The sequence below is a fragment of the Pseudorhodoferax soli genome, assembly GCF_003337555.1.
GTDB classification, from domain to species: domain Bacteria; phylum Pseudomonadota; class Gammaproteobacteria; order Burkholderiales; family Burkholderiaceae_C; genus Pseudorhodoferax; species Pseudorhodoferax soli.
Map to the genome: position 1 here is coordinate 1 of NZ_QPJK01000014.1, position 20,656 is coordinate 20,656.

Annotated in this window: 15 protein-coding genes and 1 pseudogene; 9 read left to right on the forward strand and 7 right to left on the reverse strand. The window is 69.2% G+C overall.

Going from position 1 to position 20,656, the window contains the following annotated elements:
• Positions 1 to 202 (forward strand): annotated as a pseudogene (gene gudD, locus DES41_RS34005) (glucarate dehydratase); the annotation flags it as partial.
• Between the two features lie 14 nt (positions 203 to 216).
• Entirely contained in the window at positions 217 to 1,653 is a 1,437-nt protein-coding gene (locus tag DES41_RS34010) for an aldehyde dehydrogenase family protein (RefSeq protein WP_114472074.1), read from the forward strand.
• A gap of 229 nt (positions 1,654 to 1,882) precedes the next feature.
• Here the strand turns inward: DES41_RS34010 and DES41_RS34015 are convergent, their stop codons facing one another.
• The 3 genes from DES41_RS34015 to DES41_RS34025 form a co-directional block, all read right to left on the reverse strand.
• Positions 1,883 to 2,512, reverse strand: coding sequence for a PEP-CTERM sorting domain-containing protein (locus tag DES41_RS34015; protein ID WP_114472075.1), 630 nt, complete (start codon positions 2,510 to 2,512; stop codon positions 1,883 to 1,885).
• A gap of 140 nt (positions 2,513 to 2,652) precedes the next feature.
• The gene (locus DES41_RS34020) at positions 2,653 to 2,892 is read right to left on the reverse strand and encodes a hypothetical protein (RefSeq protein WP_114472076.1); all 240 of its coding nucleotides are present in this window, start codon (positions 2,890 to 2,892) and stop codon (positions 2,653 to 2,655) included.
• 68 nt (positions 2,893 to 2,960) lie between these two features.
• Positions 2,961 to 3,188 (reverse strand): hypothetical protein, encoded by a 228-nt coding sequence (locus DES41_RS34025; RefSeq protein WP_114472077.1) that lies wholly within the window; start codon positions 3,186 to 3,188, stop codon positions 2,961 to 2,963.
• A 162-nt stretch (positions 3,189 to 3,350) separates the two neighbouring features.
• Here DES41_RS34025 and DES41_RS34030 point away from each other — a divergent pair, with 162 nt between their 5' ends.
• Positions 3,351 to 6,236 (forward strand): ATP-binding protein, encoded by a 2,886-nt coding sequence (locus tag DES41_RS34030; protein WP_114472078.1) that lies wholly within the window; start codon positions 3,351 to 3,353, stop codon positions 6,234 to 6,236.
• A 132-nt stretch (positions 6,237 to 6,368) separates the two neighbouring features.
• Positions 6,369 to 7,022, forward strand: a complete 654-nt coding sequence (locus DES41_RS34035; protein ID WP_245966008.1) for an NADPH-dependent FMN reductase — start codon at positions 6,369 to 6,371, stop codon at positions 7,020 to 7,022.
• Here DES41_RS34035 and DES41_RS34040 read toward each other — a convergent pair.
• Positions 7,016 to 8,386, reverse strand: coding sequence for an MFS transporter (locus DES41_RS34040; protein ID WP_114472080.1), 1,371 nt, complete (start codon positions 8,384 to 8,386; stop codon positions 7,016 to 7,018). The two genes, DES41_RS34035 and DES41_RS34040, sit on opposite strands and share 7 nt — an antisense overlap.
• Before the next feature lie 103 nt (positions 8,387 to 8,489).
• On the opposite strand from DES41_RS34040, the gene DES41_RS34045 reads away from it, so the two are divergent.
• Positions 8,490 to 8,930 (forward strand): helix-turn-helix domain-containing protein, encoded by a 441-nt coding sequence (locus DES41_RS34045; RefSeq protein WP_114472081.1) that lies wholly within the window; start codon positions 8,490 to 8,492, stop codon positions 8,928 to 8,930.
• A gap of 19 nt (positions 8,931 to 8,949) precedes the next feature.
• Here the strand turns inward: DES41_RS34045 and DES41_RS34050 are convergent, their stop codons facing one another.
• Positions 8,950 to 10,461, reverse strand: a complete 1,512-nt coding sequence (locus tag DES41_RS34050; protein WP_114472082.1) for an ABC transporter permease/substrate-binding protein — start codon at positions 10,459 to 10,461, stop codon at positions 8,950 to 8,952.
• Between the two features lie 169 nt (positions 10,462 to 10,630).
• Here DES41_RS34050 and DES41_RS34055 point away from each other — a divergent pair, with 169 nt between their 5' ends.
• Positions 10,631 to 11,776 carry an ROK family protein gene (locus tag DES41_RS34055; RefSeq protein WP_245966009.1) on the forward strand — a complete coding sequence of 382 codons (1,146 nt, stop codon included), beginning with the start codon at positions 10,631 to 10,633 and terminating at the stop codon, positions 11,774 to 11,776.
• Between the two features lie 8 nt (positions 11,777 to 11,784).
• Here the strand turns inward: DES41_RS34055 and DES41_RS34060 are convergent, their stop codons facing one another.
• On the reverse strand, positions 11,785 to 15,909 hold the full coding sequence (locus tag DES41_RS34060; RefSeq protein ID WP_114472083.1) for a response regulator: 4,125 nt from the start codon (positions 15,907 to 15,909) through the stop codon (positions 11,785 to 11,787).
• Positions 15,910 to 16,218: 309 nt separating this feature from the next.
• Positions 16,219 to 17,664: a short-chain fatty acyl-CoA regulator family protein gene (locus DES41_RS34065; RefSeq protein ID WP_211333141.1), complete on the reverse strand. Its 1,446-nt coding sequence runs from the start codon at positions 17,662 to 17,664 to the stop codon at positions 16,219 to 16,221.
• A gap of 116 nt (positions 17,665 to 17,780) precedes the next feature.
• Here DES41_RS34065 and scpA point away from each other — a divergent pair, with 116 nt between their 5' ends.
• From scpA to DES41_RS34080, 3 genes are read left to right on the forward strand one after another with little or no spacing between them, the layout of a single operon-like run.
• Positions 17,781 to 19,931, forward strand: coding sequence for a methylmalonyl-CoA mutase (gene scpA, locus DES41_RS34070; protein ID WP_114472084.1), 2,151 nt, complete (start codon positions 17,781 to 17,783; stop codon positions 19,929 to 19,931).
• Between the two features lie 32 nt (positions 19,932 to 19,963).
• Positions 19,964 to 20,251: a hypothetical protein gene (locus DES41_RS34075; protein WP_147283045.1), complete on the forward strand. Its 288-nt coding sequence runs from the start codon at positions 19,964 to 19,966 to the stop codon at positions 20,249 to 20,251.
• Positions 20,232 to 20,651 (forward strand): PIN domain-containing protein, encoded by a 420-nt coding sequence (locus DES41_RS34080; protein ID WP_114472086.1) that lies wholly within the window; start codon positions 20,232 to 20,234, stop codon positions 20,649 to 20,651. Before DES41_RS34075 ends, DES41_RS34080 begins: the two co-directional genes overlap by 20 nt.
• Positions 20,652 to 20,656 lie beyond the last annotated feature (5 nt).

A 20,656-nucleotide genomic window follows, 5' to 3' on the forward strand; every position in this document is an offset into this window, starting at 1 on the left:
GGAGCCCTTCAAGATCGAAGGCGGCTACGTGCAGGTGCCCAAGAAGCCGGGCCTGGGCGTGGAGCTGGACATGGCCGAGGTCGAGAAGGCCCACCGGCTGTACCTGCAGCACGGCCTGGGCGCGCGCGACGACGGCGTGGCCATGCAGTACCTCATCCCGAACTGGAAGTTCGACAACAAGCGCCCATGCATGGTGCGCTGAACCGGAGTAAATCGATGCAGAACCATGACAACCTGATCAACGGCGAATGGGTCACCGGCAAGACCTACAGCCCCAACCTGAACCCCAGCAACCTGGCCGACGTGCTGGGCCAGTACACGCAGGGCGATGCAGCGCAGGTCGATGCAGCCGTGGCCGCTGCCACGGCCGCGTTTCCGGCCTGGGCCACGGGCAGCATCCAGGCCCGCAGCGACGCGCTGGACAAGATCGGCACCGAGATCCTGGCGCGCAAGGAAGAGCTGGGCACGCTGCTGGCCCGCGAAGAAGGCAAGACCAAGGCCGAAGGCATGGGCGAAGCCGCCCGCGCCGGCCAGATCTTCAAGTTCTTCGCCGGTGAATGCCTGCGCCTTGCCGGCGAGACGCTGCCCTCGGTGCGCCCCGGCATCGGTGTGGAGATCACGCGCGAACCCGTCGGCGTGGTCGGCCTCATCACGCCCTGGAACTTCCCGATCGCCATTCCCGCATGGAAGATCGCGCCCGCGCTGGCCTTCGGCAACTGCGTGGTCTTGAAGCCCGCCGACCTGGTGCCGGGCTCTGCCTGGGCGCTGGCCGAGATCATCAGCCGCTCGGGCATCCCGGCCGGCGTGTTCAACCTGGTCATGGGCCGCGGCAGCGTGATCGGCAATGCGCTGGTCGGCCATGCTGGCATCCATGCCATCAGCTTCACCGGCTCGACCGGCGTGGGCCGCGGCATTGCGCTGGAATGCGTCAAGAGCGGCAAGAAGGTGCAGCTGGAGATGGGCGGCAAGAACCCGCAGGTCGTGCTGGACGACGCCGACCTGAACCAGGCCGTCGAGCTGTCGGTGCAGAGCGCGTTCTACTCGACCGGCCAGCGCTGCACGGCATCGAGCCGCCTGATCGTGACCGAAGGCATCTACCCAAAGTTCATCGAGGCGATGAAGGCCCGCATGGCCAAGATCAAGGTGGGCGACGCGCTGGCGCAGGGCACCGACATCGGCCCCGTCTCCAGCCAGAGCCAGCTCGACCAGGACCTGGAGTACATCCAGATCGGCAAGGGTGAGGGCGCGACCCTGGCGGCCGGCGGTGAACGCCTGAAGCTGGACACCGACGGCTTCTACATGTCGCCTGCGCTGTTCAGCGAGAGCGCCAAGACCATGCGCATCAACAAGGAAGAAATCTTCGGCCCGGTGGCCAGCGTGATCCGCGTGAAGGACTACGAAGAAGCGCTGGCCACGGCCAACGACACCGAGTTCGGCCTGTCCGCCGGCATCGCCACCACGAGCCTGAAGTACGCCACGCACTTCAAGCGCCACAGCCAGGCCGGCATGGTCATGGTGAACCTGCCGACCGCGGGCGTGGACTACCACGTGCCGTTCGGCGGCCGCAAGGGCAGCAGCTACGGCCCGCGCGAGCAGGGCAAGTACGCACAGGAGTTCTTCACCACGGTGAAGACGGCCTACACGCTGGCCTGAAGCACGGCAGCGCAAGGTGGCGCTTGCGCGCCATCGTCAAGGCCCGGTCCGCGAGGACCGGGCCTTTCTTGCTTCATGGGGCGCCGGCAGCGCCGACGTCACCGTGGCCCGGCTGTTCGAGACCGGCCCCGGCCCGCCCACAGCGCGACCAGTGGACCGTGGCCCTGCTGGACCACGGCGACCGAGGCCACGACGACCGACGTGCCGCGGCCGATCGCGCCGGCGCCGCTCAACGGCGCAGTGCCCGCCGTCTGCGCAAGGCAGCGATGGCGGCCAGGCCGACACTGGCCAGCGCCAGCGAAGTCGGCTCGGGCACCTCGTTCGCTTCCGTGATGGATTGGAGGCTGAACTCGTAAAAAGCCGCTTCGTCCTCCATCGCGTCCAGGAAGTGCACCTGGACCTGCATCAAGGGCCAGAGGGCAGGGTCGAGCTCAGAGAGTTCCAGCACATCGTCGCTGTCGAGGTTGGTGGCAGGACCGATGCCCGAACGCAGAATGAACCGCAGCAGCGTCCAGCCGTCCTTTCCACCCACGATGCTGCTGGGCCCGCCTCCCAGGTAGGCCAGGTGGTTGACGCTGAAAAAGTCGCCCGTGGTGCCGTCGCGCATGGAAATGAAGCCGTCGTTGAACAGCGTGGTGACGGACCCGAAGGAAAAGAACCCCGAAACCAGCGTTTCCGGTGCAGCGCTGTCGAACACGATGCGGCCTCTGCCCACGGTGCCGAGCGGCGACGGTGTGGTGGTTTCCACAGAAGACGTCAACTTCCGGGTCATGGTCCCGGCCAAGTCGTAGGTCACAAGGGCGGCATTCGCCGCCAGCGAACCGCACGCCAATGCCAATCCAGCAATCAACGACTTCATTCTTCGATCTCCCTCAAGTGGTGAAACGCAACGACGTGCACGCAGGTTGTACGTCGATACCCGCCAGGAAGTCAGCGCCGCAGCGAATCCTCAGAGAAAGCTGAGAAGTGCCGGGCAAGGTCGCCGAGCGGGGCCCGTGGTCATGGGCTTTGCGGCTGCGGCACAGTTGGCGTGCCGCTGTTCCGTGCGTACGCCGCCACCCATCCCTTGTGGGTGATGATCGAGACCCGGCCGTGCGGCGCGTCGCTGCCCGGCTCCGACGTCATCCCCACCACATAGCCAGAGGCCTTGAGCGCTCTGAGCCCCTCGATGGCTGCAGCGTCCGTGAAGGAGACAGGCAGGTCGCAAAGGGCGATGGCACGCAGCAGTTCCAAAGACATGGTTTCCTTTTCTTCACACCGCACAAGCCAGGCGGAATCCGTGCGCCGCCATGGCTGCGCCGTGCAGCTCAATGCGCAGCGGGCGGTGGTGGAGGATGCAGGCCGGCCGGGGGCGACATCACCTGTTCCATGAACACGCGCATGGCTTCGAGTGACCCGAAGTGGCTGGCGCGGCCAGACGCCACGTGCTCGATCCGCCCGCGCAACAGCGCGGCGTCGAATGGCGTTCCGCGGTGGAGCTGCACGACGAACGCCCAGTCCGGCGGCAGGCTCGCCAGCGCAGAGACTTCATCCATGGGGCACGCGGCCGAAAGCAAGGCAGGGATCCATGGCTGGACCTTAGTCTTGGTTGTTCCGAAAGTTCTGGGCAAGCTCTGAGAAAATTCTGAGCTTCAGCGGGCCCGCGATCAGCGTCATGCACTCTTGGCGCACGCTCGGCCTGCACTGGAGCGACACCCGTGCCGACTGTGGAACCTCTGGGGCCTGCCGCGCCGCCCTGGGCCGAATTGCAATTCGGCCCTTACCGGCTGTTGGGCCCGCACGGGCCGCTGCTCCAGTCCGGGCGGGCTGTCGATCTGCCGCGCAAGCCACTGGCGATCCTGTGGCTGCTGGCCAGCCGGGCAGGCGAGGTGGTCCACAAGGACGAGCTGCTGGCCATCGTCTGGCCGCGCATGGTGGTCAGCGACGGCGTGATCGCCACCTGCATGCGCGATCTGCGGCAGGCGCTCGGGGACGATGCGCGCGCGCCGCGCTTCATCGCCACGGCGCACCGCATCGGCTACCGGTTCATCGGCGAGGTCGCGGCCCGTGCGGCAGCGGCCGCCGGCGCGCTGTTGCCGCAGGCCACGCCGCCGCTGCCCGACGCATTGGTCGGCCGCTCCGCCGAGTGCGCGGTGCTGCAGGCCGCCTTGCAGCGCGCTGCGGCCGGCCAGCGCCAGATCGTGTTCGTCACCGGCGACGCCGGCATCGGAAAGAGCCGGCTCGTCGATGCCTTTGTGGCCACGCTCGGTGCGCAGAGGGCCGCCGACGCAGCGGGCACGGGCGCGGCGCGCGTGGGGCAGGGCCAGTGCATCGAGCACTTCGGCGCAGGGGAGCCCTACCTGCCGGTGCTGGAGGCGATCACCCGGCTGTGCCGGCAAGCCGATGGTGCGCCGCTGGTCGACCTGCTGCAGCGCCATGCGCCGAGCTGGACGGCCCAGATGCCGGGCGTCTTCGGGCACGCGCCGCACACCGCTGCGCTGCCGCCGGCGGGTGAGGATGCGGTGCAGCGCATGCCACGCGAGCTGGCCGAAGCGGTCGACCTGGCCGCTGCCGACCGGCTGCTGGTCCTGGTGCTCGAAGACATGCACTGGAGCGATCCATCGACGGTGGACTGGCTCGCGATGCTGGCGCGGCGGCGTGAACCGGCGCGGCTGCTGGTGATCGCCACCTGCCGGCCGGTCGAACTGATCGTGCATGGCCATCCCCTCAAGCAGGTGAAGCAGGACCTCGTCACCCGCCGGCTCGCCAGCGAGCTGGTGGTGGGCCGCCTCGGCGCGGCCGCGGTGCAGGACTATGTCGCGCAGCGCCTGCCGCAACCGGGCTCGGCACCCCGGCTCGCGGCGGCCGTCTTCCGGCGCTCGCAGGGGCATCCGCTGTTCATGGTGCACATGGTCGATGAAGTGCAGCACGCGTCCGACGCCGTGGCTACGCTCGACGGCGACACGCTGCCCTTCGGCGTGCGCGAGCTCATCGAAGCCCAGGTGACGCGGCTGCCGGTCGACGCACTGGCTGCGCTCGAAGCCGCCAGCGTGGCCGGCGCCGAGTTCGCCACCGCGCTGGTCGGGGCCGCTCTGCAAAGGCCGGCCGAAGAGATCGAGCAATTGCTGGAGACGCTGGTACGGCAAGGCCATTTCGTCGAAGGGCGGGGCCTGGCCCGCTGGCACGATGGCACCGTGAGCGGCCGCTATGCCTTTCGCCACGACCTGGTGCGCGAAGGCCTGTACCGGCGCCTTGGCAGTGCCCCGCGCATGCGCCTGCACGCAGCCATCGGCACCAGGCTGGCCGTGGCCTACGCCGAGCATGCGGGCGACATCGCGGCCGAGCTCGCACTGCACTTCGAGCATGCCCAGGATCCATGGCGTGCCGCGCAGCACCGCACGCTGGCCGGCGACAAAGCCTTGCACCGCTTCGCACCGCTGGAGGCGCTCGCCCACGCCGAAAGGGGGCTCGCGCAGCTCGGGTCGGCACGGGGCACCCGCCACGACCGCCACGCATGCGATGCCGCGGAGCTGTCCCTGCGCCTGATCGAGGGCGCCGCCCTGCTCGCGATCCGCGGCTTCACCGCACCGGAGGTCGAGGCCACGTACACCCGAACGCTGGCCCTGGGCGTTGCGGTGAACGACGCCAGCGCGATCGGGCCGGCGCTCTCCGGGCTCTTCAACCTCTACCTGACACGCGCCGCCTTCGCACAGGTGCAGCAGATCGCCGACCAGGCGTTGGCGCTGTTGCAGCGCCAGCCCGACACCGTGCTGGAGATGCTGGCCCACAACGTGCGCGGTGCGGCGCTGCTGTTCTCGGGCGCCGCATCCGCATGCTTGCCGCACGTGGCCAGGACCCGGGCCCTGTACGACGCGCAGGCCCATGCGCATCTGGCGGTGCTCTACGGTGAAGACCCGGCCATGGTGAGCCACCACGTCGCTGCGCTCGCATGCTGGGTCGTCGGCGAGGCCGACGAGACCGAGCACCACCTGCGCGAAGGCCTCGCGCTGACGCACCGCATGGCCCATCCGTTCGGAGAGGCGCAGATGCTCTGGATGGAGGCGCTGATCGCGCTCGACGGCGACGACCTGCCACGCGCCGAGCGCGCGACCTTGCGGCTCGATGCGCTATGTGCGGCGCACGGTTTTCCGCTCTGGCTGGCCGGCGGCCAGATCCTGCGCGGCGCCGCCCTGGCGGGCCGCGGTCTGCACGACGAGGCGCAAGGTCTGACGGACCAAGGCCTGCAGGCCTGGCGCGATGCCGGCACGCTGCTGACCTTTCCGCATGCGCTGGCCGTGGCTGCGCGCGTGCACGCGCACGGCGGCCGGCCCGACAAGGCCCTGCAGCATCTCGCGGAGGCGCTGGAAACCGTGGGGCGCACCGGCGAACGCTGGTACGAGCCCGAGCTGCACCGCCTGCAGGGCACCTGGCTGCTGCAGCACCGGGGTGACGGGCCAATGGCCCGGGCAGAGGCGGGTGCGTGCTTCGGCCGCGCCGTGGTGCTGGCCCGTGAACAGCGGGCCGCGCTGTTCGAGCGACGTGCCAGCGCAAGCCTGGCGCGGCTCGCGGCCGCCGGCGCGCCCGGCGCCTCAGCGGCTGGCTGAGCCGCACGGCGGGCGCCCTGGCATGGCGTTGCCGCCTTCGGCCGAGGCTCGGCGCCGGCGGCGGCGCAGCGCGTCCTGGCCACGGCCAACGGCACCGGGTTCGCCCTGTCCGCTGGCATCGCCAGCACCAGCTTGGGGTACGCCACGCACCGGCCGATCAGAGATGATCGGGCCCTTGCTTTTCTCGGAGGCTCCATGGCCGACAAGATCCTCGTCTTCTACGGTTCGTACCGTTCCGACCGCATGGGCATTCGCCTGGCGGACTTCATCGTCGCAGGCCTGAAGGCGCGGGGTGCCGAAGTCGATTTCATCGACGCGAAGGCCGTGGGCCTGCCCATGCTGGATCGGATGTACAAGGAATATCCGCAAGGCGAAGCGCCCGCCGCGATGGAAGCGCTGGCCGGCAAGATCCGAGGGGCCGACGCTTTTGTCTTCGTCACCGGCGAATACAACTGGGGCGTGCAACCGGGCCTCAAGAACCTCACCGACCACTTCCTCGAAGAATGGTTCTGGCGGCCCGCCGCCATCGCCAGTTACTCGGCCGGCCGGTTCTCGGGCGTGCGTGCCGGCACGGCCTGGCATTCCACCTTGTCGGAGATGGGCATGGTCGTGATCTCCAGCGCGCTGGCGGTGGGCCCGATTGCGCAAACGCTCGATGCGCAAGGCGAGCCGACGGGCGACGCGGGCGCGAGCCTGCAGCGCGCCTTTCCGCGATGGGCCGACGACCTGGCGTGGTGGACGAATGCGGCGCGGGTGCAGCGGGCGGCGCAGAAGCCGCCCTACTGAGGGGCATGGCCGCGCCGGCCACCTTGGCCCAGCAGCGCGAGAACGATGGCCAGCACACACAGCCCCGCCGCCGCTGCGAACGTGCCCGTGAAGGCTTCGCCGATGGCCTGCGAAGAGCTGCCAGCCACGCCATGGCCATCCAGCATGAAAGCAAAGGTCCAGGGCGCCAGTGAGGCCCCTGCCATGAAGCCCAGGTTGCGCGACAAGCCGAGCAAGCCCGACAGCAGGCCCTTGTCTGCGTCATGCGTGCCCGTCATCACCGCCGTGTTGTTGGCGGCCAGGAACAGCTGGAAACCCGGCGTCATCAACACCAACGCCCCCACGTAGCCCGGCACGCGAAACCGCGTGGACAGAACGGCGAAGCAGCACAGCGCTGCCGCAGTCAGCAAGAGCCCTGCCATCAGGGTGCGATGGGTCCCGAAGCGGTCGGTGGCGCGACCGGCGGGCACGCCCGACAGCGCGGCCACGACCGGCCCGACCGCCATGACCAGGCCTGTCTGCGCTTCACTCAGGCCGAGGCCGAACGACAGGAAAAACGGGCCTACCACCAGCGTCGACATCATGATGGCGCCGACCAGAAGGTTCATGGCCAACGACGTTGCGACAGGCCGCTCCCGCAGCATGTGCAGGGGCACAAGGGGGCGTGCAGCCGTCCGCTCGGTGTGGACGAAGGTGACGAGCGCGGCGGCTGCCACCACCAGCGCCGTCCAGGGCTGGATGGCCAGGCCGGACGCGCCGCCAGTGGCGGACAACGCAAGGCACAGCAGGACGATGCTCAGCCACAAGCCGCCCGCCCAGTCCATGGAGCCGGCATCGGTACGGGCGGTGATGGCCTTCGGGATGCAGCGCAAGGCGACTGCCAGGGTGATGACACCGCTCAGCATCAGCAACACAAAGGCGGCACGCCAGCCGAGCGCGCCGATCAGCAGGCCGCCGAGGGCCGGCCCCGCCGCGGTGCCGAGGGCCGACATCGTTCCGAGCAGGCCCATTGCCGTGCCCACGCGCCCTTGCGCCACCAGCCCTTTGGCGATCGGCAGAGGCAGCGCCATGAGGGCGGCCGCACCGATGCCCTGGACCACGCGCCCGGCGATGAGCCACCCCAGGCCCGGGGCTGCGGCACAGGCGGCAGAAGCCAGCGTGAATAGCGCCAGGCCGGCGACCAGCACGCGGTGCTGGCCGTAGAGATCGCCCAGGCGCCCGGCCAGGACGATGGCCACCGTCACGGCGAGCAGGTAGGCCAGCACGACCCACTGCACTTGCCGCACGTCGGCCGAGAACACCCTTCCCAGCGTGGGCAGTGTCACCGTGGCGATGCTGACGCCCAGCGATGCGACCAGCACGGACGCCGCAAGGGCAAACACCATCGGTTTGTTTGGCGGAAGATCTTGTTCGATGTGCATGCGAGGCTTCTTGCTGCGAAATGGATGAGCACCTACTATGCAACTTCAAGTCAACTTGAAGTCAAGCATGGATCTCATCGATATCGGTGCGCTGTCGAAGGCCAGTGGCGTTGCCGCGTCAACCCTGCGCTATTACGAGGAGCTGGGCCTGGTGCAGTCCGTGGGGCGCAACGGCTTGCGCCGGCAGTACGGCGGGGAGGCGCTCTTGCAGCTCGCGTTGATCTCGTTGGGCAAGGCCGCCGGCTTCTCGCTGGCCGAGATCGGCCGCATGTTCGACAAGGACCGGCATCCGGACCTGCCCCGGCCCACCCTGCAGCAGCGGGCCGATGCGCTCGACCGGCAGGCCCGCCGGTTGAAGACCCTGAGCGGCCTGCTGCGGCACGTTGCCGAGTGCCCGGCGCCTTCGCACATGGCATGCCCGCGCTTTCGCAAACTCTTGCGCGCGGCGAGCCCGACATTGCCACTGGCCGAAGTGCCACGCAGCGGCGCTGGCGCCGACCCGGCCTAGCGGCGCCGCAGGCGGCTGCTCAGGCCCGCCTGCGCCGCAGCAGGGCCTCCAGCGCTTCGAACAGCAATTCGCTCAGCAGCGCCAGCGCGGCGGCGGGCACCGCGCCGGCCAGCAGCAGGTGCTTGTCGTTCAAGGCCAGGCCCGTCACGATGCGTTCGCCGAATCCGCCGGCACCGATGAAGGCCGCGATGGTGGCGGTGCCGATGGCGATGGTGGTCGCCGTGCGCACGCCGGCGATCAGCGTGGGCAGGGCCAGTGGCAGTTGCACCAGGTGCAGGTTCTGGCCGGGCGTCATGCCCAGGGCCGTGCCGGCCTGCTTCAAGCCATCGGACACATCGGCCAGGCCCGTCACGGCGTTGCGCATGATGGGCAGCAGGGCATAGAGCGTCAGGGCGATGAGTGCGGGCAGGGTGCCGATGGCGCCCATGGCCGAGATCAGCACCGCCAGCAGTGCCAGCGAGGGCACCGTCTGCAGCAGCCCGGCCACGCCCAGCACCAAAGCCCGCAGCCGCACGTGCGGGAACACCAGGATCGCCAGCGGCACGCCGATCAGCGTGGCCACACCGACCGACACCGCCACCAGCATCAGGTGCTGGCGGGCGAGCCGCGCAAGGTCGGAGCCGAACAGGCGCGCGGTGAAGCCGCTCGCCTGGTCGGCGCCCGTCGCACCGCCGGCCAGGAAGTCGCGTGCGATGCGGTCGAAGGCCTGGCCCTGCAACTCGGCGCGCGCGTTCATGGCGATCATGGCGCGCTCGTCGATGCGGCCTTCGAGCCGGCTCAGCGCGGCCCAGGCCTGGGGCAGGCGCTGCGGCACGTCCAGCCGGTACAGCACCACCGCGTCGTAGCGCGGGAAATAGGCGCGGTCGTCTTCGAGCACGCGCAAGCCGAGGTGGTCGATCTTGGCGTCGGTGGTGTAGATGTCGATCACGTCGACCTGGCCGGCCCCCACCGCGTCGTAGGCCAGGCCGTGGTCAAGCCCCGTGGGCGTCTGCTGGAGGCCGTAGTGCTTCGCCACGCCGCGCCAGCCGTCGGCCCGGCCGATGAATTCGTTGGACAGGCCGAACTTCAATGCCGGATGCTGCGCCAGGTCGCTCAGGCGCCGGATGCCCAGGCGCTCGGCTTCGCTTGCGCGCATCGCGAAGGCGTAGCCATCGTTGAAGCCGAGCGGGATCGCCACGCCCAGGCCCAGCGGCGCGAGCGCCGCCTGCATGGCGTCGCGCGACAGCGGGGTGGGGCTGCGCAGGATCTCTGCCGAAATGGTGCCCGTGTACTCGGCGTACATGTCGATGGCACCCGAACGCAGCGCCTCGTAGACGATGGCCGTGTTGCCCAGCCCCTGCCGCACGGTGGGCGCGCTGCGCAGTTGAGGCGCGGCCGTCTGGGCGAGGATCTCGGCCAGGATGTAGGACTCGGTGAAGCGCTTGGAGCCGACACGCAGGGCGCCGTCGTCGGCAGCGTGTGCACAGGGGCCGAAGAGTGCCAGCAACAGTGCGAGCCAGGCAGCGGAAAGGAGGTGGCGCAGTGCGGGCATCGGGCCAGTGTAGTGGTGCCACAGCAGGGCGCGGGCCGGCCGTCCGTCCTACATCCGAATGCGTGCCGTGCCCGTGTGCGGCGCGCGCGCTTTCCGGCGGACGCCGCGGCCGGTGTGCCGCAAGATCGACCCGCGCCGCATCCGCAAGGCGACACAAGGACACGCATTCATGAACAAGAAAGCTGCGCGAGCGAAGGAGAAGCCCCAGGGCAAGAAGAAGACGGGGGTCAAGCCCAGGAAGCACCACATGCCCAGTGTGGTGGGTGCCCACCATGGCACGCTGGCGCTGGATTCGATCGACATCGCCGGCTACAACCTGGAGGTCTCCGACGAGGACGGCTTCGTGGGCGACCGCGCGAGCCAGACCGCATTCCGCAAGTTGCTGGACGCGTGGCGCAAGCGCTACCGTGAGACGGGGCGCGAGGATCCGCTCGGCGACCTGCCCTCGGCCCAGCTCAGCAAGAAGGTGCTCGACCGGGCCTTGCACAGCAAATCGTCGACCGACGCCGGTGACATGGTGCGCGGCGCCATCGCCGAGTTCTCGGTCGAGTTGACCGATGTCATCGAGCGCTTCATGCGCCAGAAGGCCTGGAGCGGCGTGCAGCGCATCGTCATCGGTGGCGGCTTTCCGGAGAGCGAGGTCGGCGAGCTCGCGATCCTGCAAGCGGCCGCGCTGTGCCAGGTGGCCGAGATCCCGGTGGAGTTGGCGCGCCTGCGCCACGAGCCCGACGACGGCGGCCTGATCGGCTGGGTGCACCTGGCGCCGCCGCACTTCGTCGAGCATGCGGATGCGCTTCTGGCGCTGGACATCGGCGGCACCAACGTGCGCTGCGGCATCGTGAAGTTCCGGCGCGACAAGGCGGCGGACCTCTCTCGCGCCAAGGTCGTGCGCCGCAGCAAGTGGCGCCATGCGGACGACGAGCCCAGCCGCACCGCGCTGGTGGACGAGCTGGTGGCGATGCTGGCGGACATGATCGCCTGGGCCAGCCGACACGGCATCCGGCTCGCTCCCTTCGTCGGCATCGCCTGCCCCGGCCTCATCCGCGAGGACGGCAGCATCGCGCGCGGCGCGCAGAACCTGCCCGGCAACTGGGCGGCCGACACCTTCCACTTGCCCACCGCGCTGCGCGAGAAGCTCCCCGTGGTCGGCAAGGAAGCGACCCAGGTGCTCATGCACAACGACGCCGTGGTGCAGGGCCTGTCCGAGCTGCCGTTCATGCGCGATGTGAAGCGCTGGGCCGTGCTGACCATCGGCACCGGGCTGGGCAACGCCAGCTATGTGAACAAGGGGCCGCGGGCGCAGCCGGCCGATTGAGGGCCGCGCTAGCCGGCGGCCTGGCCGGTGGCCTGGCGCAGGGCGTCCAGCGCGGCCTCGAAATCGTAGTCGGCCACGGCCTGGGACAGCGCCGCGTAGTGCGGGCCGAGTGCGGCGCCCAGCGTGGCCCGGTGCGTGGCCAGCAGCTCGGCGGCCTCGGCATCGTCCTGCTCCAGCAGCTGGGCCAGTTGCTGCAGCAACGCATGCTGGTTGGGGCCGCCGGCATGCGCGGGGGTGTCGGCGGCGGGCGCCACGGCAGGCGCCAGGTGCGGACGGAGCGCGTCGAGCAGCGCGTGCAGGCTGGCCGCGGCCGCGGCCAGCATGGCATCGACGGTGGGGCGTGGCCGGCGCTCGCGCAGTGCCTCCTCGAGCGCGGCGGCATGCTGCTGCAGGTCGTGTGCGCCGATGTTGCCGGCCACGCCCTTGAGCGTGTGCGCCAGGCGCTCGGCCGTGGTCGGATCGCCGTCCTGCAGCGCCTGCGCGATGGCCTCGGGCACCCGGGCCTGGCCCGCCACGAACTTGTCCAGCAGTTGGCGGTACAGCGCCTGCTTGCCCATCGCGCGGCGCAGGCCCGACGCGACATCCAACCCCGCGACCACCGGCAGGCTCGACGCCTCGGCGGAGGGCGTGGTGGGCAGGTCCGGCGCGGGGCCGGCGGCGGCATCGCCGCCGAGCCCGGCGCGCGGTTTCATCCAGCGCGCCAGCGCCTGCCACATGGCGTCGGGCTCGATCGGCTTGGCGATGAAGTCCTGCATGCCCGCCTGCAGGCAGCGTTCGCGGTCGGCCTGCATGGCGTTGGCGGTCATGGCCAGGACCGGCATGCCGTCGTGCACGGGATCCTCGCGCAGCAAGCGCGTGGCGGTCACGCCGTCCATGACCGGCATCTGCATGTCCATGAGCACGAGGTCGTAGGGAGGGGTGCTTGCCACCCGGGCCTGCACCATGTCGATGGCGATGCGGCCGTTGTCGGCGATGTCGACGACGAAGCCGGCATCGCGCAGCAGCTCGCCCGCGACCTGCTGGTTCAGGTCGTTGTCTTCGACCAGCAGGATGCGCGCACCGCGCAGGCCGCGCAGTGCATCGAGCGCGCTGCTGCGGCCACTGGACGCCGGGCTGGCGGCGGGGAGGGCGGCGCCACGGCTGGCGCGCATCATGGTGTCCAGCAGCACCGACGCGCTGACCGGCTTGTGCACCAGGTGCTGGATGCCGGCCTGCTGGGCCCCGTGGATGATTTCCTCGCGGCCATAGGCGGTCACGATCATGAACTCGGGCTGCCGCTTCAGCGCCAGCGCGCGGATGGCCTCGGCGGTCTGCAGGCCGTCCATGTCGGGCATGCGCCAGTCCAGCATGGCGAAATCGAAGGGCTGGCCGGCCTCGGCCGCGTCGCGTGCGGCAAGCACCGCCTGCGCGCCCGAGTGCACGGTGGTGACCTTGAGCGACATGTGCTCGAGCATCTCGCCCAGCACGGCGGCGGCATGCGCGTTGTCGTCCACCACGAGCGCGCGCTGTCCGCGCAGGTCGACCAGCGGCAGCGCTGCCGGCGCGCGGCGCTCGCCCAGGCCCAGCCTGGCCGTGAACCAGAACACCGACCCCTGGCCGAGTTCGCTGCGCACGCCGACCTCGCCGCCCATCAGCGCGGCCAGCTGCTTGCTGATGGCCAGGCCCAGTCCGGTGCCGCCGTAGCGCCGCGTGGTGGAGGTGTCCGCCTGCTCGAAGCTGCGGAACAGGCGGGCCATCTGTTCTTGCGACAGGCCGATGCCCGTGTCGCGCACCTCGAAGCGCAGCACGGTCTGCGGCCCGGTGCTGGCCTGGGCACTGTGCAGGCTGTCCACGCGCACCACGATGCCGACCTCGCCCTGTTCCGTGAACTTGATGGCGTTGTTGACGTAGTTGATGAGGATCTGGCCCAGGCGCAACGGGTCGCCGATGAGCTGTTGCGGCACGTCGGGCGCGATATCGAACACCAGCTCCAGGTTCTTGGCCGTGGCCTTGTCGGCCACCACGCCCGAGACGGTGGCCATCATGCCGTCCAGCTCGAAGGGGGTGGCCTCCACGTCCAGCTTGCCGGCCTCGACCTTGGAGAAGTCCAGGATGTCGTTGAGGATGCCCAGCAGGTGCTGGCCCGACTGCTGGATCTTGGCGATGTAGTCGCGCTGGCGCGGTGTCAGCTCAGTCTTGAGTGCCAGGTGCGACATGCCGATGATGGCGTTCATGGGCGTGCGGATCTCGTGGCTCATGTTGGCCAGGAAGTCGCCCTTGGCGCGGCTGGCGGCGCCGGCTTCGTCGCGGGCGCGCACCAGGGCGGTCACGTCCATCTGTGCGCCGGTCATGCGGATGGCGCGGCCCTTGGCGTCGCGCTCGATGCGGCTGTGCGTCTGCAGGACGCGGACGCTGCCATCGGGCAGCAGGATGCTGAACTCGTCGCGGTGCGTGGAGGCTTCGGGATCGGCCAGCGCGCCGAAGAAGCTCTTGCCGGTGCGCTCCTGGTCCTCCGCGACCAGGCGTTTGTTCCAGGTGGAGTAGCTGCGGTCGGTCGTGCCCTGCAGGCCCCACAGGCGCTCGAGCTGCGGGCTCCAGTAGTGTTCGTTGGTGACGAGGTCCAGGTCGAACAGGCCGATGCCGCCCGCATCCTGCGCCACGTTGAGCCGGGCGCTGGCCTTGTGCAAGGCTTCCTGGGTCTTGTTCTGGTCCATCATGTCCACCACCACGCCCACCATGCCGGCAGACGAGCCGTCCGGCCGCGCGATGGCGCTGGCCGAGTAGAGCGTGGGGTGCACCTTGCCGTCGGCGAAGCGGAATTCCTCTTCCCGCTGGAAGGTGCCGCGGCCGTGCACGAGCGCCTGCTGCTCCTGCTGCAGCTGGCGGGCCCGGTCCTCGGACATGGAGCCGAGCGCCAGTTCGTCCTTGCCCAGCAGCTGCGCGGGATCGGCTCCGAAGGCCTGGCCGAATGCCGCGTTGATGCCCAGGAAGCGTGCCCGCGCGTCCTTGTAGAACATGGGCGTGGGCACCGCGTCGAGCACCGACTGCAGGAAGGCCGCATGCTCGACGCCGACCTGCTGCGCGGCATGGCGGTGGCGCGCCCGCTGGCTCAGAAAGCGGCTCGCCAGCAGGATCAGCAGCAGGCCCAGGGCCGCCACGATGCCGGTGACCGTGCTGTGCAGCTGGCGGGTGGGTGCCACGGCGTCCAGCGCGCTGAGCGTGAGGAGCCGGTAGCCGGGTTCGGACAGGTCGGCACGTTCCACCACATAGGGCGTGCCCTGGACCAGCCAGTGGTTGGCATGCAGCAGTTCCGGCGGGCGTTGCACGGCCAGCATGGCCGGCGCGGTGCGGGTGGGGTCTGCCGCTGCTGGCGGCACGGAGGTGTCGCCGGCGAGCGGGCCGACGCGGTGCAACACCAGATCCGGACGCGAGGAGGCCAGCACCATGCCGTCGCCGTCGACGATGGCCGCGATGCGCTGGCCGGCCAGCATCTCGTTCATGGTGCTGGTGTCCAGCCGCACGACCACGGCACCGAAGCTGCCGTCGTTGGCATCGACGCGGCTGGCCACGTAGAAGCCGGGGTAGCGGCCATCGCTGCCCATGTCGAACCGGCGCCCCACGCCCTCGCGCAGCACCTGGTAGAAGTAATCGCGGTCGCCGTAGCTGGCGCCCAGCAGGCCGCCGGGCTCGGTCCAGTCGCCGCTGGCGATCACGGTGCCCGAGCGGTTGACGACGAACATCTGGTCGTAGCTGAGGTCCTGGATCAGCCGGCGCAGGTAGTTGCCGACATTGCGCACCAGGAAATCCTGCGACAGCGCGGATGCCCGTTCGGCGGAGGTCTGGGCGGTCTCGATGGGCGTGTTGACGACGAAGCGGCGCGAGGCATCGATCACGTCGACCTGGTGCGCTGCCATGTTGGAGACGCTGCCGAGCTCCACGAACATGCGGTCGATCAGCCGCCCCGTGGCCGACGCGTCCAGCCGGGCGCCGTCGGCGAGGTTCTCGACCTGGGAAGCGACGATGCGGCTGGACAGCAGATGGCCCCCGAGGAACGTGGCCAGCAGCCATGCCAGCGCCGCCACGGCCGTCCACAGGTGGATGGGCCGCAAGGCAAGCGGGGCGTCGGCGGGTGTCGGCGCGGGCGATGGCGGCATGCAATGGCTCCGTTGGCGGCGAGGTGGTGCGCATGGTCCCCGCCGCTGCAAATGCGATCTTGCCTCAAGGGCTTGTGCGCAAGGTGACCGCAGGACCTGCGGGGGGCTGCCGTTTGTAGCAAATCTGCCGGGGCGCCCGGCGGGGCGTGGTGTGTATGCGCTTCTCCCTTCCTTTCGCTTCACTGCGGAAAGGTCGCGGCAGGGCCAAGCGTCGGTCAGGGCGGCGGCCACGTCCCCCGCGCGCTGCAGCGGCACAAGGCCATCCACGGAGCAGCTGAGAAACCCTGACCGCACCGGCCAGGCGCCGCCTCAGCCGGCCGGTGCGTAGGGCGCGAAACGACGCGCGTTCGGATCGATGCTGAGTGGCCGGCCCATGGCCGGGAAGGCCCGCTGCACGCAGTTCTCCCGGTCGCAGACCTTGCAGCCCGAGCCGATCGGCACGGCGCGGTCGGCGGCGTCGGCCACCAGGCCGTCGCCATAGACCAGCCGGTTGGCGTGGCGCACGTCGCAGCCCAGCGCCACCGAGAAGATGCGGTGCGGCGCGCCGTAGCCGCCGCGCCGGTGCTCCACGGTGCGCGCGATCCACAGGTAGGTGCGGCCGTCCGGCATGCGCGCCAGCTGCGTGAGGATCTTGCCGGGCTGCGAGAAGGCCTCGTACACATTCCACAGCGGGCAGGTGCCGCCCGTGCGCGAAAAGTGGAAATCGGCCGAGGACTGGCGCTTGGACATGTTGCCGGCCCGGTCCACGCGCACGAAGAAGAACGGGATGCTCTGCGCATGCGGATGGCGCATGGTGGAAAGCCGGTGGCCCACCGTCTCGAAGCCCACGCCGAAGCGCTCGCAGAGCAGGTCGATGTCGTAGCGCAGCTCTTCCGCGCTCTCCTGGAAGATGCGGTTGGGCAGCACCAGCGCCCCCGCGAAGTGGTTGGCGAAGCCGATGCGCGCGAGGCTGCGCGCCTCGCCGGTGCTGAACTCGTTGGCCTGGATGAACGTGTCGATCATCGGCCCCATCTCGAAGAACGCGAGCTGCACGCCGAGCTGGAAGGACTGCTGCGCGGCGCTCAGCCCGGCCGCCAGCGTGATGGTGCGGCTGGCAGGGTCGAAGCTGCGCAGCGGCTGCTCGGCCATCGACGAGCCCGGCCCGGAGCGCACGGCGACGCCGTGCATGCGGCGCAGCCGCTGCTCCAGCGCGGCGAACAGGTTGCCGGCGGTGGGCGTGCGCGGCGGCGGGAAGCTGTCCTGCAACTGGGCGTAGACCTGCTCGGCGCGCTCGTCCAGCAGGGCCTGGTGCTGGTGCCGCGCGTAGAAGAACTCGCGCACCTCCTCGTAGGGCTGCAGCGGCGTCGAGGCCGCGGAGCGGTCGCCGTCGCTGCTTTCGGCGATCAGCCCCAGCCGCTCTTCGGCCGAGCGCACGCGCTTGTGCAGGGCCAGGATGGCCTTGGAGACGGCCGGCAGCTGCTGGGCCAGCATCTGCGCCTCGGCCTGCGGCACGTTGCCGGCGTCCGGCCCTTCGGCCAGCACGGCGCGCAGCTCGGCCAGCTGGCGCGTCTGCGCATCTTCGGAGAACAGCTGCAGGTCGATGCCGAAGGCCGACTGCAGGCGCAGCAGCACGTTGACGGTCAACGGCCGCTGGTTGTTCTCGATCTGGTTCAGGTAGCTCGACGACACCTTGAGCGCCTGCGCCAGCGCAGCCTGCGTGAGGCCGCGCTGCTCGCGCAGCGTCTTCAGGTGCACGCCCATGAATGCTTTGGCCATATTCGCAAAGTTTGCACCATTGCAGGCAAGGTTTGCAATGATTGCACTTTCACTTGTTGCGAAGGCGCCGCTATTTTGCGAACATTGTGAAGCTGCAATACGAGAGGACAAGCAACATGGCACTGGATCAAGGCGATCTGCAGAAGTGGGCACAGGCGGCCGCCAAATCCGCGCCGGGCGGCGATCTGGCCGCGCTGAACTGGCTCACGCCGGACGGCATCACCGTCAAGCCGCTCTACACCGCGGCCGATCTGCAAGGTTTGCAGTACACGGACACCTTGCCCGGTTTCGCGCCCTACATCCGCGGCCCGCAGGCCACCATGTACGCGGTGCGCCCCTGGACCATCCGCCAGTACGCGGGCTTCTCCACGGCCGAGGAATCCAACGCTTTCTACCGCAAGGCGCTGGCCGCAGGCGGGCAAGGCGTGAGCGTGGCCTTCGACCTGGCCACGCACCGCGGCTATGACTCGGACCATCCGCGCGTGACGGGCGACGTGGGCAAGGCCGGCGTGGCGATCGATTCGGTCGAGGACATGAAGATCCTGTTCGACCAGATCCCGCTGGACAAGGTCAGCGTGTCGATGACCATGAACGGCGCGGTGCTGCCGGTGCTGGCCGGCTACGTGGTGGCGGCGGAAGAGCAGGGCGTGAGCCAGGAGAAGCTGAGCGGAACCATCCAGAACGACATCTTGAAGGAGTTCATGGTCCGCAACACCTACATCTTCCCGCCCGAGCCGAGCATGCGGATCATCGGCGACATCATCGAGTACACGGCCAAGAACATGCCGAAGTTCAACTCGATCTCGATCTCCGGCTACCACATGCAGGAAGCCGGCGCCAACCAGGCGCTGGAGCTGGCCTTCACGCTGGCCGATGGCAAGGAGTACGTGAAGACGGCGCTGGCCAAGGGCCTGAACGTGGACGACTTCGCCGGGCGCCTGTCGTTCTTCTGGGCCATCGGCATGAACTTCTACCTGGAGGTGGCCAAGATGCGCGCCGCGCGCCTGCTGTGGCACCGCATCATGAAAGAGTTCGAGCCCAAGAACCCCAAGAGCCTGATGCTGCGCACGCACTGCCAGACCTCGGGCTGGAGCTTGACCGAGCAGGACCCCTACAACAACGTGGTGCGCACCACCATCGAGGCCATGGCGGCGGTGTTCGGCGGCACGCAGAGCCTGCACACCAACGCGCTGGACGAAGCCATCGCGCTGCCTACCGAGTTCAGCTCGCGCATCGCGCGTAACACGCAGCTCATCATCCAGGAAGAGACCCACATCACCAGCGTGATCGATCCCTGGGCCGGCAGCTACATGATGGAGAAGCTGACGCAGGACATGGCCGACGCCGCCTGGAAGATCATCGAAGAGGTCGAGGCCATGGGCGGCATGACGCGTGCCGTGGATTCGGGCTGGGCCAAGCTCAAGATCGAAGCCGCCGCGGCCGACAAGCAGGCGCGCATCGACTCGGGCAAAGACGTGATCGTCGGCGTCAACAAGTACAAGCTCAAGACCGAAGACGCGATCGACAGCCTGTCCATCGACAACATGAAGGTGCGCGACGGCCAGATCGCGCGGCTGGAAAAGATCCGCGCCACCCGCGATGCCGCCAAGGTGCAGGCCGCGCTGGATGCGCTGACCGCTGCGGCCGAGACCAATACTGGCAACCTGCTGGCCCTGTCGATCGACGCCGTGCGCGCACGCGCCACGGTGGGCGAGATCAGCGACGCGCTGGAAAAATGCTTCGGCCGTCACCGCGCCGACACGCAGAAGGTGACTGGCGTCTACGCCGCGGCGTACGACTCGGCCGAGGGCTGGGATGCGCTGAAGAAGGAGATCGACACCTTCGCCGAAGAGCAGGGCCGCCGGCCGCGCGTGATGATCTCCAAGCTCGGCCAGGACGGGCACGACCGCGGCGCCAAGGTCGTCGCCACGGCCTTCGCCGACCTGGGCTTCGACGTGGACATGGGCCCGCTGTTCCAGACGCCCGAGGAATGCGCGCGCCAGGCCATCGAGAACGACGTGCATGCGGTGGGCGTGTCCACGCTGGCCGCCGGCCACAAGACGCTCGTGCCGGCCATCATCGAAGAGCTCAAGAAGCAGGGCGCGGACGACATCATCGTGTTCGTCGGCGGCGTGATCCCGCGGCAGGACTACGAGATGCTGTACGAGGCCGGCGTGAAGGGCATCTACGGCCCTGGCACACCGATCCCGGCCAGCGCCAAGGACGTGCTGGAGCAGATCCGCAAGGCGACGATCGCGGTTTTGTGATACCGTAATACGGTATTCAACCGGAGTTTGCCATGGCTGTTTCCGTTCGCATGGACCCCTTGATGGAGAAGGAGCTGGAGCTCGCGGCCAAGCGCAAGGGCATCACCAAATCGCAGTTCATCATCGAAGCGGTGGAGCGCGCGCTGGGCCGCAAGGATCCTTATGCCTTGATGGTGCAGCTCAAGGTGGAGGAGGCGCGCGCCGAGTACCAAGCCGTGTCCAAGGCCTTCGACGGCGTCGAGCAGCCCTACGATTCCGAAGCCTCGCGTGCCGCTCTGGTGGCCAAGCTCCGCGCCAAGCATGGCCTCAGCGCTGATTGATGCCAGTGCGATGGTGGCTGCGTTCGGCCGGCAACAGCCACATGCCGAGCGTTACCACGATCTGCTGCAACTGGCTGCGCTGGAACGCTGGGTCTTGTCGACCACCTGGCCCTGCGTGGTCGAGGCGAGCTATCTCGTCTCACCTCCCCAGCGCTATACCTTGTTGCAATGGCTCGGGCAGGGCGCCGTGGCCGTCTTTCCGTTCGGACAGGAGGCGCTGATGGATTTCGTCCCCTTGATGCAGCGGTACACCACAGCGCCGCGCTCAGAAATGGACCTGGCTGACGCATCGCTGGTCTGGCTGGCCGCGGAAACCGGCGTCACGCAGATCATGACCACCGACGTGCGCGACTTCTCCCGCTACCGGCTGCCCGACGGGCGTGCCTTCGACATCCTGTGAGCACC

Coding starts and splice junctions, on each gene's coding strand:
- DES41_RS34045 (WP_114472081.1), top strand. CDS start 8,490: ATGGATCTCATCGATATCGGTGCGCTGTCGAAGGCCAGTGGCGTTGCC.
- DES41_RS34050 (WP_114472082.1), bottom strand. CDS start 10,461: ATGCCCGCACTGCGCCACCTCCTTTCCGCTGCCTGGCTCGCACTGTTG.
- DES41_RS34055 (WP_245966009.1), top strand. CDS start 10,631: ATGAACAAGAAAGCTGCGCGAGCGAAGGAGAAGCCCCAGGGCAAGAAG.
- DES41_RS34040 (WP_114472080.1), bottom strand. CDS start 8,386: ATGGTGTTTGCCCTTGCGGCGTCCGTGCTGGTCGCATCGCTGGGCGTC.
- DES41_RS34075 (WP_147283045.1), top strand. CDS start 19,964: ATGGCTGTTTCCGTTCGCATGGACCCCTTGATGGAGAAGGAGCTGGAG.
- DES41_RS34010 (WP_114472074.1), top strand. CDS start 217: ATGCAGAACCATGACAACCTGATCAACGGCGAATGGGTCACCGGCAAG.
- scpA (WP_114472084.1), top strand. CDS start 17,781: ATGGCACTGGATCAAGGCGATCTGCAGAAGTGGGCACAGGCGGCCGCC.
- DES41_RS34060 (WP_114472083.1), bottom strand. CDS start 15,909: ATGCCGCCATCGCCCGCGCCGACACCCGCCGACGCCCCGCTTGCCTTG.
- DES41_RS34020 (WP_114472076.1), bottom strand. CDS start 2,892: ATGTCTTTGGAACTGCTGCGTGCCATCGCCCTTTGCGACCTGCCTGTC.
- DES41_RS34025 (WP_114472077.1), bottom strand. CDS start 3,188: ATGGATGAAGTCTCTGCGCTGGCGAGCCTGCCGCCGGACTGGGCGTTC.
- DES41_RS34015 (WP_114472075.1), bottom strand. CDS start 2,512: ATGAAGTCGTTGATTGCTGGATTGGCATTGGCGTGCGGTTCGCTGGCG.
- DES41_RS34065 (WP_211333141.1), bottom strand. CDS start 17,664: ATGGCCAAAGCATTCATGGGCGTGCACCTGAAGACGCTGCGCGAGCAG.
- DES41_RS34080 (WP_114472086.1), top strand. CDS start 20,232: ATGGCCTCAGCGCTGATTGATGCCAGTGCGATGGTGGCTGCGTTCGGC.